General features: G+C 60.8%; 11 protein-coding genes. 3 read left to right on the top strand and 8 right to left on the bottom strand.

Annotated features, from left to right (window positions below):
- Window positions 1–83: 83 nt before the first annotated feature.
- Entirely contained in the window at window positions 84–995 is a 912-nt protein-coding gene (rfbD, locus tag ACVMIH_RS00700; RefSeq protein WP_456860365.1) for a dTDP-4-dehydrorhamnose reductase, read from the bottom strand.
- The gene (gene rfbC / locus ACVMIH_RS00695) at window positions 995–1,549 is read right to left on the bottom strand and encodes a dTDP-4-dehydrorhamnose 3,5-epimerase (protein WP_456860363.1); all 555 of its coding nucleotides are present in this window, start codon (window positions 1,547–1,549) and stop codon (window positions 995–997) included. The genes rfbD and rfbC overlap by 1 nt, the downstream gene beginning before the upstream one ends.
- Window positions 1,550–1,658: 109 nt before the next feature.
- On the opposite strand from rfbC, the gene rfbA reads away from it, so the two are divergent.
- The 3 genes from rfbA to ACVMIH_RS00680 all read left to right on the top strand — a co-directional run bounded on the left by rfbA (window position 1,659) and on the right by ACVMIH_RS00680 (window position 4,362).
- Window positions 1,659–2,570: a glucose-1-phosphate thymidylyltransferase RfbA gene (rfbA, locus tag ACVMIH_RS00690; RefSeq protein ID WP_018270712.1), complete on the top strand. Its 912-nt coding sequence runs from the start codon at window positions 1,659–1,661 to the stop codon at window positions 2,568–2,570.
- Window positions 2,560–3,627, top strand: a complete 1,068-nt coding sequence (gene rfbB, locus ACVMIH_RS00685) for a dTDP-glucose 4,6-dehydratase (protein ID WP_057020236.1) — start codon at window positions 2,560–2,562, stop codon at window positions 3,625–3,627. The genes rfbA and rfbB overlap by 11 nt, the downstream gene beginning before the upstream one ends.
- Window positions 3,628–3,795: 168 nt before the next feature.
- Window positions 3,796–4,362, top strand: coding sequence for a hypothetical protein (locus ACVMIH_RS00680; RefSeq protein WP_225161215.1), 567 nt, complete (start codon window positions 3,796–3,798; stop codon window positions 4,360–4,362).
- Window positions 4,363–4,478: 116 nt separating this feature from the next.
- Here the strand turns inward: ACVMIH_RS00680 and ACVMIH_RS00675 are convergent, their stop codons facing one another.
- The 6 genes from ACVMIH_RS00675 to ACVMIH_RS00650 form a co-directional block, all read right to left on the bottom strand.
- Window positions 4,479–5,723 carry a glycosyltransferase family 92 protein gene (locus ACVMIH_RS00675; protein WP_057020235.1) on the bottom strand — a complete coding sequence of 415 codons (1,245 nt, stop codon included), beginning with the start codon at window positions 5,721–5,723 and terminating at the stop codon, window positions 4,479–4,481.
- A gap of 503 nt (window positions 5,724–6,226) precedes the next feature.
- Entirely contained in the window at window positions 6,227–7,150 is a 924-nt protein-coding gene (locus ACVMIH_RS00670; protein ID WP_057020234.1) for a glycosyltransferase family 2 protein, read from the bottom strand.
- 11 nt (window positions 7,151–7,161) lie between these two features.
- On the bottom strand, window positions 7,162–9,366 hold the full coding sequence (locus ACVMIH_RS00665; protein ID WP_456860361.1) for a glycosyltransferase WbsX family protein: 2,205 nt from the start codon (window positions 9,364–9,366) through the stop codon (window positions 7,162–7,164).
- 334 nt (window positions 9,367–9,700) lie between these two features.
- Entirely contained in the window at window positions 9,701–11,737 is a 2,037-nt protein-coding gene (locus tag ACVMIH_RS00660) for a tetratricopeptide repeat protein (RefSeq protein ID WP_229190042.1), read from the bottom strand.
- Window positions 11,734–13,080: an HlyD family type I secretion periplasmic adaptor subunit gene (locus ACVMIH_RS00655; protein WP_076833256.1), complete on the bottom strand. Its 1,347-nt coding sequence runs from the start codon at window positions 13,078–13,080 to the stop codon at window positions 11,734–11,736. Before ACVMIH_RS00655 ends, ACVMIH_RS00660 begins: the two co-directional genes overlap by 4 nt.
- A complete protein-coding gene (locus tag ACVMIH_RS00650; protein ID WP_057020230.1) occupies window positions 13,070–15,304 on the bottom strand; it encodes a peptidase domain-containing ABC transporter in 2,235 nt (744 codons plus the stop codon). The genes ACVMIH_RS00655 and ACVMIH_RS00650 overlap by 11 nt, the downstream gene beginning before the upstream one ends.
- Window positions 15,305–15,378: the final 74 nt, after the last annotated feature.

Here is a 15,378-nt window from a genome sequence, read left to right as displayed (position 1 = left end):
TTCTGATCAAATCAGAACCAAGGCTCTTTTCTTGTCTGACGCGTTTTCTTCACGCGCACCGGCATCCCACTTCCGAAGCCGTCCTAAGCGTGGGCGGGCGCGCCAAGCTGGACAAATGCATCCAGTTCGCGCGCCAGCGCTTCCTGCCAGGTCGGCATCGCCACGCCGAACTGCGCCTTCAGCCGGGACAGATCCAGCCGCGAATTGCCCGGACGCACCGCCTTGGTCGGGAATTCGGCCGCTGCGATCGGAGCGATGTTCTCGACCGCCAGCGTGACCCCGCGGGACCTCAGCCCGCCGACAATGGCGGTTGCGAAGCCATGCCAGCTGGTTTCGCCGGCGCAAACGAGATTGACGACACCTCCCCGGCGCACGAGCTGATCGTGCAACGTGGTGAGGTTCGGCAGGACGATGCCGGCGACCGCACCGGCGATCGCTGATGCCGTGGTCGGCGCACCGATCTGATCGGCCACGATCCGCAGCTCCTTACGCTCGCCGGCGAGCCGCGCGATGGTGCGCAGGAAATTCGTGCCCTTTGCGGCATAAACCCATGAGGTGCGCGCGATCAGATGCGCCCCGCCCGCCGCCTGGATCGCGACATCACCGGCAAGCTTGCTGGCGCCGTAGACCGACAGCGGCTCGGTCGGGCTGTCCTCACGCCACGGCCTGTCGCCAGAACCATTGAAGACGTAGTCCGTGGAGAAATGCACCAGCGGCACGCCGTTCGTTGCAGCCCATTTGGCGATCGCTTCAGGTCCCTTCGCGTTGACCAGGAACGCCAGCTCACGCTCGTCCTCGGCGCGATCGACGGCGGTATAGGCCGCCGGATTGATGATGAGATCGGGCTTCAGACTCTCAAGCTGGCTCGTCAGCATCTCCGGCTTCGACAGATCGAACTCCGCGGTGGGCGGCGCGATGATCGTGCCGTGGCTCTCCAGCAAAGGCTTGAGCGCACTGCCAACCTGGCCGCGTGTTCCCGTCAACAAAATCCGCATCAGATTTGTCCATAGGTCGGAAGGTTGCTGGCGTCGGCAAGGAGCGGCGCGTCCGCATCCTTGGCCGACAGCTGTGGCTTGTCGACGCCCCACTTGATCCCGATCGCTGGATCATTCCACCGGATCGAGAGCTCGTCCTTGGGGCTGTAGAAATCATCGCACTTGTAGAAGAAGTCGGCGGTCTCCGAGAGCACCACGAAGCCGTGGGCGAAGCCGCGCGGCACCCATAATTGCCGGCGGTTCTCCTCGCTCAATTCGACCGCGACATGCTTGCCGAAATTCGGACTGCCGACGCGCACGTCGACGGCAACGTCCAGCACCTTGCCGCGCAGCACGGAGACGAGCTTGCCCTGGGTGACCGGGTTTTGCAGATGCAGCCCGCGCAGCACGCCATAGGCCGAGCGGGACATGTTGTCCTGCACGAACGGACGCGTGATGCCGTGCTCGACATAACGCGGAGACTGGTAGGTTTCGAGGAAGAAGCCGCGCCGGTCGCCGAACAGCTTCGGCTCGACGATCAGGACTTCAGGAAGCTCGGTCTTGATGACGTTCATCTAACATTTGTTCCAGTTTGATGCGCTTGAAATGTTAATTGCCTTCTCATAACAAACTTGTGCAGCGCACGCTATATGTTATGTTCTGATAGTCAAATTGTGAGGGACCATGAAAGGCATTATCCTTGCCGGTGGCACCGGCTCGCGCCTCTATCCGGTGACGACAGTCGTCTCCAAGCAACTGCTGCCCGTGTTCGACAAGCCGATGATCTACTATCCGCTGTCGACGCTGATGCTGGGCGGAATCCGCGATATCCTGATCATTTCCACGCCGCAGGACAAGCCGCTGTTCCAGCGCTTGCTTGGCGATGGCAGCGAGATGGGTGTCCGGTTCGCCTATGCCACGCAGGAGACCCCGCGGGGTCTTGCCGACGCCTTCATCGTCGGACGCGACTTCATCGGTGATGACTCCGTTGCCCTTGTGTTAGGGGATAACATTTTCTATGGCCACGGCCTGCCGAGCATGCTGTCGTCCGCCTCGATCCGCAAGAAAGGCGCCACCGTGTTCGGCTATGTCGTGAACGCGCCTGAACAGTACGGCGTGATCGAGCTGGACGGCACCGGCCGGGCGCTCTCGATCGAGGAGAAGCCGAAGCGGCCGAAATCCAACGTCGCGGTCACCGGCCTCTACTTCTACGACAATGATGTGGTCGACATAGCGGCCGGTATCAGGCCATCCCCGCGCGGCGAGATCGAGATCACCGACGTCAACAAGGCCTATCTCGAACGCGGCGACCTCTATGTCGAGGTGCTCGGCCGCGGCTTTGCCTGGCTCGACACCGGCACCCATTCCTCGCTGGTCGAGGCCAGCCATTTCGTCCAGATCCTGGAGCAGCGCCAGGGCCTGCGCATCGCCTGCCCCGAGGAGATCGCGCTGCGCCAGGGCTACATCTCGCTCGAGGCGTTCGCGAGGGTCGCACAGAAGACCGCCAAGAGCAGCTACGGCGAGTACCTGCTGTCGGTCTACCGCTCATTCCACGGCGAGCCGCGCGCGGCGGAGGTATTCAAACATGCGGTTTAAGGGATCGACGATCTTCGTCACCGGCGGCGCCGGCTTCATCGGCTCCGCCGTGGTCCGCCACCTGCTGCGCGACACCCACGCCCGCGTCGTCAACATCGACAAGCTGACCTATGCGGCAAACCTGGCCTCGCTGCCCCGTGCCGCCGAAAGCCTGAACTACACCTTCGAGAAGGCCTGCATCTGCGAGGCGCAGAACCTGCGCCGGCTGTTCGAGAAATATCAGCCCGATGCGGTGATGAACCTTGCCGCGGAAAGCCATGTCGACCGCTCGATCGACGGCCCCGGCGAATTCATCCAGACCAACATCGTCGGCACCTTCACGATCCTGCAGGAGACGCTGCGCCACTGGCGTTCGCTCTCGCCCGAGAAGCGCGACCGGTTTCGCTTCCTGCATATCTCGACCGACGAGGTGTTCGGTTCGCTCGGCGACGAAGGGCTGTTCACCGAGACCACGGCATATGCGCCGAACTCGCCCTATTCGGCCAGCAAGGCATCGTCCGATCACCTGGTGCGGGCCTGGCGCGAGACCTACGAGCTGCCGACCCTGGTGACCAACTGCTCCAACAATTACGGCCCCTATCACTTCCCCGAAAAGCTGATCCCGCACATGATCATCAAGGGGCTCGCCGGCGAGCCGCTGCCGGTCTATGGCGACGGCAAGAACATCCGCGACTGGCTGTTCGTCGAGGATCACGCCAAGGCGCTGACGCTGGTGCTGGAGCGCGGCGAGGTCGGCGAGACCTACAATGTCGGCGGCCGCAACGAGCGCACCAACCTGCACGTGGTCGAGAGCATCTGCGACCTGCTCGACGAGGTCGTGCCGGCCGCGGCAGGCCCGCGCCGCCAGCTGATCAATTTCGTCGCCGACCGGCCCGGCCACGACCGCCGCTATGCCATCGACGCCACCAAGCTCGAAACCGAGCTCGGCTGGCGCGCCGAGGAGAATTTCGAGACCGGCATCGCCAAGACCGTGCGCTGGTATGTCGACGAGCAACCTTGGTGGCGCGCCATCCTGGAGGGCGGCTACAAGGTGGAGCGCGTCGGCCTGAACCAGTAGTCGCCGATCTTTCCAATCACCGGCGTGGATGGCCGCCAACAGGACGTCGAGAAGCGCGATGACGACTCAACCAGATATCATCGCTGCTTGACGAGCCGCGACCGCCTTCCGACGGTGGATTGGCAGCCACCCGCCAGACAACAACTCGAGAAACCACGGAATCCCGTCATGAACATCGCAATGGACGGTCAGGAACTGACACTGTTCAAAAGTTTCGTGGACCTCTCGACGCGGTATCTGGAATTTGGCTCGGGAGGAAGCACTTGGCTGGCCTGTCAAACCAAGAAGGAGTGGGTCATTTCCATCGATTCCTCCGCGGAATGGCTCGCCAACGTTGCCGACGCCACGGGCGACGCGAGCACCAAGCCTTTGCTGCTGCACGTCGATATCGGCAAGCTGCGCGAGTGGGGTTATCCCGTGGAAAAGGACAAGGAGCGCTCGTGGCCCGAGTATCACGAACGTGTCTGGGAGCGTCCGGAAAGCAAGACCGCCGACCTGTATTTCGTTGACGGCCGGTTTCGCGTGGCTTGCTTCGTACAGTGCGTGCTTCACGCCGCACCGGGAGCCTTCATCGCAATTCACGACTTCGAGAATCGTCCCCACTACCATTCGGTGCGGACGGTCGCTCGCGAAATCGCGCGCGCCAACAACATGTCGATCTTCCAAAGGCCGGCAGAGATTGATCTCGTCGCCGCACAGCAGTTGCTTGCGAAATACCGGCTGGAACCGCTGTAGCCGATCGCTGCGGCCAGAGTAGCCGATCGCGGCGATCAAGAATCACTTCAAGCACACGATCGGGCGCGCCGCCTGGCGCGCCCTCCTCCGGCGAGGACATCGCTGTTCCCTTGAATTCAGCCCTGAACCAGTTTCTTCAGCTCCGGAAGAAACCTCTGGATCGTGGCGTCTTCGACATCGTTGCGATCGCGCAACGTGAAGAATTCCATTGCGCGGATCTTTTCAGGATCTCCATCGCCGAGCGGCCTGCCCCGCTCACGCTTCTTCAGCAATTGCTGCCGCGACTTCGTGTAGTAGTGATTGATCACGAGCTTGTTCCGCTTCGGAGCAGTGCAGCGCCCGCCGATCGGGAAGACAGGCGCGCCGTCCTCGTGAACGTAGCAACCCAAGACAAGCGATTGATGGGGATGCAGATAGGACACGATAGTGTCAGGCCGCACGATTGACTTCATGATGAAATGATCCGGGAAATCGTCCGGAGCACGACGCGTGAAAGATTCGATGCACAGACCGGCCGGCCTCGCGTCGTGACCGTTCGACCCGAAGTTCAACCAATGCACCGCCACCGCCGGCGCCGGCCCGAGCTCGGTCAAGACGTCCTTGATGTTGCCGGCCTGCGTCGGAAACAGATACTCATCGGCATCGATGAAGGCGCACCATTCGGCACAATTGCGGTAGCTGTCGATCGCATGCGAGAACGCGCGCATCTGGCCGAATTCCCCTTCCACGAAATGATAGGTGATCATTTCCGGCCACGGGAAGGACTCGATCACGGCACGAGTATCATCAGTGCTGCCGTTGTCGTAGAGGTAGAAGTGATCAACGCCGACCAGTTTGTGGAAGTGTAGCCATTCCAGCAGATCGTCGCCTTCGTTCTTGATGGCGCACACCACCGCCAAGCCGTGCTTCTTCCGATCGACCCCGGCGTAGAGCTTCTTGGCCTCCATCACGCGCAGGAGGCCGGCAAACTCTCGCCGCAGATTTTCACTTTTCGGGGCCGCAATGAGCGCGGCAAGATAGACATCCTGCGCTTCATGGGCGGACCCCATATTGAGGGCCGCGATTGCCAGGCGATGCAACACCCGCGAGTCGGATGGCATCTGCTTGACGAGGTCGAGAAGGATTCCACGCGCTCCGGCGAAATCGCATGCCTGCACAAGCGCCGCCGCCTTTGCAAACTGGAATTCCTTGTAATCACCGAATTGCTGCTCCAACTGCTTGACCGATTGGATCAGCTCGTCGGGCTTCGGATTTGCGATCCGCCCGGAAAAGAAATCTCTAAGCCTTGTCTCGATCTCACTTGCTGGAAGCGTATCGAGATTCACGCCTGAGCTGAAACTAGACAATGCTGGAATTTCCATGTCCAACCTGAGCCGCTCCACGAGATCAACAAGCTATTAACATTGGTTCGCACCACGAATTCCCTATTAGCGCACATATCCTACAAGAATAAGGCTATAACACGCAGTGCTCACAATTAACTCTTGTAAGGTTATTTCGAGGAAAATCAATACAATAGAGCAAGGGGCTCGACGTCATTTGCACGAAAACCGCGTCAGGGGACCGGAACGATCGGAGATCGCCGATGGACGACGGGAATGAAGCAGTCCGCTAGTCGTTCGGGCTTACAAGAACGATGCTTTTGACATCGTTATCCGCAAGCCTCCCGCCCGGCGCGTTCAGCTTTTTGAGTTCCAGCACCCTGCTGCGGCTGCGGCACGCTCCAGACCTCTCGTCGGCGCAATTCGATCGGACGCCAGGCTCCCAGCCGACGAAGCGATGAAGCAATCGCTCGGTCTCCATCCCAATCAAGGCCCCGTTCCGATTGTGTCGGAACGGACAAGGCTGGCCTTGCATTGCTCGATCAGCGCCAGCGAACCGGCCGGGTCCGATCGTTCGACTCCACCGTCCGGTGTTCTACATGATAGGGCGCGTAGATCTGCTTCACCCAATAGTTGAAGTTCGGGTGCAGCTTCACGAAGTCATAGAATGAATCGCCGAAATTCGACGGACTGAGGCAGGTCTTGTTCTGAGGCCGTGACGCGATTGCATTCAGGCAATACGACATCATGCAAGCCTTTGTCTCGCTCTCTGCCACCTTGCTCAGACTTCGGAAACTGTTGGTTGAATGAAGTCGGTACAGATAGCGGTCGGTCTCGAGATAGGTCGGCTCGACCTTGGTTACCGCGCGCAACGCAAAGTCCCAGTCATGGCAGTATTTGAGATCGGCAAGCCAACCCACCTGCCGCAGCAGTTCACGGCTGAAGACAAAGTTTCCGGTCGATGCCGCGATCTGAGAATCCAGAAATGTCCATGACAACGGCGCACCTGCGATCTGGGCCCGATCGATCGCATAGCGCAGGCGCGTTGGAAACTGGAAGTTGCTGATCGACTTTCCATGTTCGTCGATTGGCTCAACCGCCGAGAAGCCGAAGAACAGCCGATCATTGGCATGCTTATCCGCGAACAGCCGAACCCGATCCTTGGAAAAGGCATCGTCCGAATTCAAAAGGAAAATCATGTCGCCGTTCGTCAGCGATAATGCCCTGTTCCAGGTGTAGTGGGCGCCAAGATTTTGAGGGTTCTTGAGCAGCGTGCAGGAAACAAAGCGCTTTCCGAACGACCTCTTCTTGAGGACCCTCTGCGCGACTTCAAAACTCTTGTCCGGCGAATTGTCGTCTACGATGACGAGCTCGATGTCGGCAAACGTCTGTTGATAGACAGTCTCAAGGCATTCCTCAAGATACTGCTCATGCTTGTAGCACGCGATGACAACACTTGCGAGCATTGGTGGCGACCTCAACGTCTCACGATGATCGAGTGGCGAGACCGCACGAGTGCACTAGTCCCGTCGCCGACCTCCAGAACCGCGAGTTGATATTCACCATCCGGCAAATCTCGAATCGAGAAGGACAGCTGGAAACCGAAATAGCAGTCCTTGCTCTCGGCCTTCATATACTCCTTCACGTCCACGCGCTCGTGCCAATCTACGATCAGGCAATAGCCGCCGTTTGCTGCGCCATCCGGAGTAAGCCCCGACAGGACCAGGAATCCCGTTCTCTGTCGGCTGGCCTCAAAGGCGTTGCCCGCGCAAATCCATCCCCGCACCAATATCTCATAGCGCGGATCGACAATCACCCGTTCGCCGGTTTGAGAATTGATGTTCTCGATCACCAGCAACGAACCTGCCGGATTACCGGACGCGCCTTCTGCCTCCACTGGCGTGCCGCTTCTTACGCGCTGCACCCCCGAATGGGTGAGGCCCGACCGGTGCAGGCTTGCGAGCACTTCGACATGCGTCGAGGCTTCTTTTACCGCCCACTCGAGCTCCTGCCTACTCAGGCAATCCAGCAAATCCGGGCTATTTCGAATCTGGGCCGAAATGGGCTCAGCCGAAGCGACCCTTCGCACGACCTCGAGAAACGCCCGTCCATGGCGCGAATCCGGCTCGAGATGCGCACCTTCCGCCCACTCGTTCCAGGAATTGATAAACACCAATGATTCGGAAAAGCTGTTGCCCTTGGCACGCAGGGTTGCATCGCGAAGCCAAACCTCAAACGCTTCCGGACTGGACCTGGTAAAGACGTGACCGCGCGGCCCCTTGCGAGGCGTATTGTCCCAACGCGGCATCACCGCAGGAAAGAACGGAAAGTCGTAGATCTTGCCGATCGACGATCGCATGGCGTCGACATAGTCGTACACCTTTCCAGCGAAGGTCGGCGGTGCATCGACTTCGGTCGGCGGCACCTCCCTTGTCGAGACCGTGTGCGGAGGAAACTCGATTGCCGCGTCGCAATTGACGTCGCGCGGATCGAACTCTCCGAACGTCATCGCATTGCAAATGAGAAGCTCGCCGATTCCGAGTTCTCTGGCTCGCTCGCGCCAAATCTCGAACAAGCGCTGCTTGTCCGGCAACAATGACGGCCTGTAGATGACGATGACCTTTCGACCGTCGACAGTTATGTAGCGCTCATCGAGCAGCAGGTCGGCCATGTCGTCGATAAAGCGGACATCGTCGTCCAGGGAGTGGTTTTGTCCCAACAGAAGCTCAGCGTCCGAGCCGTCCCACCGACGAGACCAATTCTCGTTTGCCCAGCAAATGCAGAAAGGCAGGTTCGGCTCGCCGTCCTCGAGCAGCAGCTGAAGCGGCTTTTCCAATAACCTTCGGCCCTGGAACCAATAGACGTAGTAGCAAAATCCATCGACGCCGTACTGGCGCGCAAGCTCGCCCTGCTGACGACGCGTTTCCGGCAGCCGGACGTCATAGAATCCAAGATCGGCCGGCAACCATGGGGACTCGTGTGCCGGAAACTGGGCACGCATGCGCGCGACGTTGGTCCACTCGGTAAACCCTGGCCCCCACCACCTGTCATTTTCATCAAATGAATGGAATTGCGGGAGGTAGAAGCAAATGTAGCGCACCTCCTTGGGAGGCGCGTCCGCCAGTCCAGCAACGATCCTGTTGTTGCTCGGAAACAACAGGTCGTCGTAGTCCGCGGTCGAGAACCCCAGCGCGACGATCAATTCGCCTGGCGTATAGTTCTCGAACAGGGGTATTTCGTAGTACTCGCCATCATTCAGGCTGATACGCAGATAGATCTGCGCACGCTTAGGCTCCACAAGCGCGTTTCTCAGGGCGCGCGCCAAGCGACGGCGCACTCCCGGCGCGGATAGATCGATACGAAATCCGGGACGCCCGATCACGCTCCGCGGACCTACGCGGGCCGGCATAGATCGGCCTGTCCGTCCCTCCTCGACACAGTGGGAACCGACAAAAAGCGCGATCGAAACGGTTGAAGCGGGCGACTGGGCATCGACAATCCAACCCGAAATCCCACGCCCCGAATACTCCAGTATCGCGCCGCGCAGACGCGATCCTGACTGGAGATCGCCTACGTCGGGATCCAGGAACAGGCTCTGCGGATGGTCGTCCTGCTGAACCGGACTGGCAACGGGCAACATATCCTTTGTATCCCTGACGCTCCGTTCGACCATCTTGTTCATTGCCACTCAATCTCCTGCCAACGCTCAGCGCCGGGTCCAGTTTCTCTTTCCCGGTCGCGCGGAAGTTCGATCCCGAGATCACGCTGCCTGACATGCCCGGATCGTGACCTCTTGATCCTTATCGATCATCTCCACACAACCAGAGGTACAATGAACATTTCTTCCGCGAACGCAACATTAGCGCAATCTCTCTGTCGTCGATGTGAAAACCATTGTTAGTTCTGCCTAGATTGTCACGCGGACTTGCCCGCTTCCGTGCCTTCGCGCTCAAAAACAAAGCTGTCCATCATCTCTGCCGTTGCCTGCGCGCAACGCGATGCCGCCTCCAACAATCTCAGCCAACGCTCTCGCCCATTGCCTGCAGACGACGTCGCGCGCCTTCGTTGTTCTGCTGCGCCGCTTGTCGATACCAGTACAGCGCCTGATCGCGATCCTGTGCGACGCCGTTGCCGGCGCGCAGCGCATCGCCAATTGCGAGTTGGGCTTCGATCATGCCCTGCTTCGCAGCGGCCTCGAACCATTCGGCCGCCTTCGCCGGATCGGCATCGCGGCCCTGTCCCCGGCCCAGCATCACGGCAAGGTTGTATTGCGCCGTCGTATGCCCCTGGCGCGCCGCCGCCTCGTACCACGTGACGCCGTTGGCGAGGTCCTGCTCGACGCCTTGTCCGGTGCAATACATTACCGCAAGCTTGAACTGCGCCGCAGCGTTGCCGCCGTCCGCGGCCTTGACGATCCAGCCGGCGGCGGCCTGCGGATCCTTGAGGCCGCTCTTGGGATCGGAATACAGTAGCGCCAATGTGTGCTGGGCCTCGACGTGGCCGGCGCTCGCCGCGCGTTTGAACCATTGGGCTGCGGCCGGAACGTCGACGGCGCCGCCGGATCTTCCCATGTGAAGGCCGCCCAGCTGAAATGCCGCGGCCGGATGGCCGGCCTCGGCAGCGTCGGTCAGCAGCGCACGTGCCTGCGCAAGACGCTCCGCGGACGGTTCATCCTGGATAAGAAACATCGCATAGGCCGTCTTCGCATCGGCATCGCCGCCGTCGGCCGCCTTGCTGAGCCACTCCGCCGCGCGCACTTGATCGCGCGGCACGCCGTTGCCCGCCGAGTAGAGCCGGCCGAGCTGCACGCCTGCGGCGCTAATGCCTCCCTCGGACGCGCGCTCGAACCACTTGATCGCAGTGGCGACGTCGCGCGCCACGCCCCTGCCATTGAGATAGAACACCGCAATGTTGTGGGCCGCCGTGGCATGGCCGCCCTCCGCCGCACGCTCGAACCATTTCGCAGCCTGGCGAATGCTGGGCGGAACGCCGGTGCCGGTGGCATAGAAGCGCCCGGTCAGGAACTGCGCCTGCGTATCGCCGCGCTCGGCCGCCTTCTCGTACCAATACGCAGCCTCGCGCAGATCCGGCTCGGCGGCAGTCCCGAGCGCATAGAACTCAGCCAGCGCCTGGATCGCCGGCAGGTAGTCCTTCCGCGCCGCCTTGCGCAATGCGGTCTCGGCCCTGTCGAGATCCTTGACAGCCCCTTTGCCGCTCAACCGCAGCAGTGCAATGTTGTAGAGCGCGATCGTATCGTCATGGGCAGCGGCGCTCTGGAACAGTCGCGCGGCTTCCTCGACATTTTGGGGAAGCCCGGTGCCCTTGAGGCACATGAAAGCGAGCGCAACCTGTGCGCGCACATGTCCCTGTTCCGCGGCCTTGTGATACCAGATCGCGGCCTGCGCGAAATCGACGGGAACGCCCCGCCCCTGATAATACACATCGCCAAGCGCGAACTCACCGGCCGCCGCCTTCTGCTCGGCCGCGGCCTCGTACCAGCGCAGGGCGGCAGCGTGATCTTTCGTGCAGCCTTGCCCGTTGGCGTACATATCGCCAAGGATCGCTTGCGCCTCCGCTTTGCCGGCCTCCGCCGCCACCGATAACCAGAGGAACGCGGCGTCGATATCCCTGGGCACGCCGATTCCGTTCGGGAAAACCAGATCGTGGAGGTTGACTGCCTTGTCGCCCAGACGCGCCGCAGTGGATTGCCGCCACATCTCTGGCCTGTTCGGTCCAACCGTGGCGTTGACGCCGTTGAAGTAGATCAAGCCAAGCTGGAATTGGGCTTCGGTATGTCCCTTCAGGGCGGCGCGTTCGTACCACGCGACCGCATCCGGAAGGCTGCCGATAACGCCCTCGTTCCGCGCATAGAGCAACCCGATCCGGTAATCCGCCTCCGGATCGCCGGCTTGCGAGGCGAGCCGCCAAAACCGCAACGCCTCGAGATATTGCTGGTTCTCGTACGCCTCCAGCCCCCGTTCAAACGGCTTCGAGTCTGAACGGGACGAGCCGGGGCGCAGCAAGTCGAGAAGGGAACGCGTCGATACCGTCATGGCTCGCGCATTGCTTCTTTTGCGCTGCGCAGCATGCCGCCGAGCAGATACATCGCCACCGAGCGGGTGCCGACATTGACATCACCCTGCAGCGTCATGCCGGGGATGAGGCGGAAGGTCTTCGGAACATCCTTGAAGTTGGTCTGGTCGACCGAACACCGCGCCTTATAGAAGGCGTCGACAGGCTTTCCATCATCGTCGTTCGTGAAGGCGCCTTCGCTGATCCAGCGAATCTTGCCTTCGGCCGTACCGTGCTCCGCCGCGTTGAACGCATCGACCTTCATCGTGCAGGGGTCGTTGGGCCGGACGAAGCCGACGTCGCGCGACAGGATCTGGATCTCGGCCTCGAGCCGCGTCTTGAGCGGCATCAGCGTGATGAAGGGATCACCCGGCTTCAGCACGGACCCGACCGAGAGCTTGGCGAGGGTTAAGACGACCGATGGCTCGGCAGCCGTCCACCGCACGAGGTCCTGATGCTTGATCGCCTTGTCATACTGTGAGCGGGCCGTATCAAGGTTGTTGCGTGTCGTGACCAGATCCTGGCTCAGCTGCGCGTTCCACTGCTCGGTGAAGGCGTTGCGATCCGCCTTCAAGGAATCCAGCTGGTGCTGCGCTTCCAGCAAAGTGTTGTGCGTGTTGTCGATCTGACGCAACAGCTCCAGGCGCGTGTCCTGCGAAAGATACAGGTTCAGCTTGGACCCGCTGCCGCTTTCGGCGAGCGTCGAGCGCATGTCCTCGATCTTGCCGGCGATCTCGGCACGCTGACTGTACCGCTCGTCGTCCTTCTTCGACTTCTGGATCGTCGCTTCGGTTTGGCTGATCTTGGAATCGTAGCTGTTCACCTGTGCGTGGTACTGCGCGACGCGCTGGTCGTAGAGCGCCTTTTGCAAGGAGTTGTACCTGGTGACATCAGGATCGTTGGATTGGCCGTACGACAACGGCTTTCCGGACAATTCGGCCTCGTCCCGGGCGACCTGCGCCTCAAGGCTCGCAACCTGCAGCTTGTACTGCGTGACATCGGCAGCCGTGAACGTCGAGTCCAGCGTCGCGAGCAATTGTCCCGTCTCAACCTGCTGACCTTCCCGAACATCGATCGTCTTGATGATGGACGCGTCCAAAGCCTGCAGGACGTTGATCTGATCGACGGGAACGATCTTGCCGCCCACGCTCGTGATCACGCGATCGACGCGCGTGAAGCACATGATCGCCACGACGGCGGCGAGGAACCCCACCAGGACGAACAGCGTTGCGCGGGCCAGCAACGGCTCGGCGGCCTCGCGGATCGCATCGGTCTCGGACTGGAACTGGCGAACGGTCGCGAGCGAAGCTTGATTAGGAGACAAGGGTCGGACTCCTGAAATTCTTTTCATTGCGGCCCGCCGGCGCAAGGTGAGTGTTCTGCTGGTACCAGAGCGAGCTGTAGATGTCGTTCCGTTCAAGAAGTTCCTCATGACGACCGATATCGTCGACGACGCCGCGGTTGAGAACGAGGATCGCGTCGGCCTTCGTCAGCGACGACAGACGGTGCGAGATGATGATCAGCGTGCGGCCATGGGCAATCCGCGAAATATTCGCGTTCACGATCGTCTCGCTCTCCGCATCGAGCGCGCTGGTCGCTTCGTCCAGGATCAGAATCGGCGGATTGACGATCAGCGCTCGCGCGATCGCGAGGCGCTGGCGCTGGCCTCCGGAAAGATTCGTGGATCCCTCGTAGATATAGGTCTCATAGCCTCGCGGCAGCTTGTCGATGAATTCCTCGGCACCGGCCAATCGCGCCGCCCTGACGATGTCATCGAAGGTCGCATCGGGCTTTGCGGCCGCAATATTCTCGCGGATCGTGCCGCTGAACAGGAAGTTCTCCTGCAGCACGACGCCGACGTTGCGCCGGAGATGGTCGACGTCGTATTCGCGGACATCGATACCGTCGACCTTGATCAGTCCGCCATAGTCGGAGTGCAGGCGTTGCAATAACCGCGTGATCGTGGTCTTGCCCGAGCCGCTCTTGCCCATCACGCCCAGCGTCGTACCGAGCGGAATCTCGAAGGAAATATTGTTGAGCGCCGGCGACACCGCGCCCTTGTACTTGAACGTGACGCCGGAGAATTCGACCAGCCCCTTCAGCGGGACCCTCACACCATGGCCGGAGCGTCCCTCCTCGGCCGGCTGATTCACCAGCCTGCCGACGATCGTGACCGCGGTGCGCGCCTCGTCATATTGGTTGATGAGCTGGGCCATCTGCATCAGGGGGCCGGCAACGCGCTGCGACAGCATCAGAAAGGCAAACAGCGCGCCAACATAGACCGGATCGCCACTCGACACGGCCATGTAGACGCCGAACGCATAGGGAGCACTCACCGCCAGCCGCTCCAACGGCTTCACCAGCGTCTGGATGGCGGTTCCGGTCATGCCTTCCGCAAGCCGCGCCTTGGCGACGCGCGCCACCAGCACGTCCCACATGTGGCGCTGGCGCGCATCGAGCGCCAGCGATTTGATGGTCCGCATGCCGTTCAGGCTCTGGATCAGAAACGCTCCCTGTGCCCCTTCGGCCGCCAGGGTTGCCGAGGACTTCTTCCGATAGGCGGGCAGCATCACGATCAGCCAGGTCACGATCATCGCAGCAAAGGCAAGAACCATCAGCGTCATGAGCGGGCTGAAGAAGAACATGACGGGCAGGAAGAAGAACAGCGTCGTCGAATCGAGAATGGTCCCGAACAACTGCCCGGTCAGAAAGCCGCGAATTCGAAATACTTCGCGGATATCCCGGGAAATCAGGCCGACGGGATTCTGCTCGAAGTAGTCGATCGGCAGATTGAGCACCTTCTCGAACACGTAGGTCGACAGTTTGACGTCGAGGCGTGCCGTCAAACGCTGAACCAGATACTGCCGCAGGAACGAGAATGCCGCCTCGAACACGATGACCACGAGCATCGCAGTACACAGCACATAGAACGTGTTGTAGGCCTTGTAGAAGATAACCTTGTCCGAGAGCAGCCGCCAGAACATGATCGGTGCCAGGCCCATGAAGCCCAGGATCAGCGCCGCAATCGCGACGTCGCGCAGGATGCGCCGTTCGCGGAACAACAATGCGGTGACAAAGCCGAAGCTGAACGGCTGCGTCTCGTCGGAAATCTCATAGTCGCGCTTGGCCATGACGACGTCGCCCGACCAGATGTCCTCAAAGCGCGGCTGATCGATGACGAGCAGCGCGTCCTCGCTCGCGTTCGGATCCTGCAGGACCACCCGGGAGCTGTTCTCGTCGCCTTCGAGGCGCAGCAGCACCATGTGGCTGCCGTCGCGCAGCCGAACGATGGCCGGCAGCGCCCTCTTGAGATGGCTCAGACCCTTCCAGTCCAGCGTGACGGCCTTTGCCGTCATGCCCGAGGAATTCGCACACTTCAAAAGCTCGGCCAGCGTGACTTCCTGATCGCCCAGGAGGTTGTCGTGGATCAGCTGGGACGGGGTCAGATGCAAGCCATGCTGCCTTGCCACGATGACGAGACAAGCGAGGCCCGAAGGTGGCAGCGCCTCCACCGAAGGTGCGCCGACGAGCGAGAGGTGTTTGGTCATGGATGCCTCGAAGTTTCGACTGCGCAAGGTCCGGTCCCAGCGAGATATAACGTATCACTGTTAGTTCGCTAACG

The organism is Bradyrhizobium sp. USDA 4503 (assembly GCF_054055815.1).
Note: the sequence above shows the minus strand (reverse complement) of the source record. Positions and strands in the feature narration are given on the sequence as shown.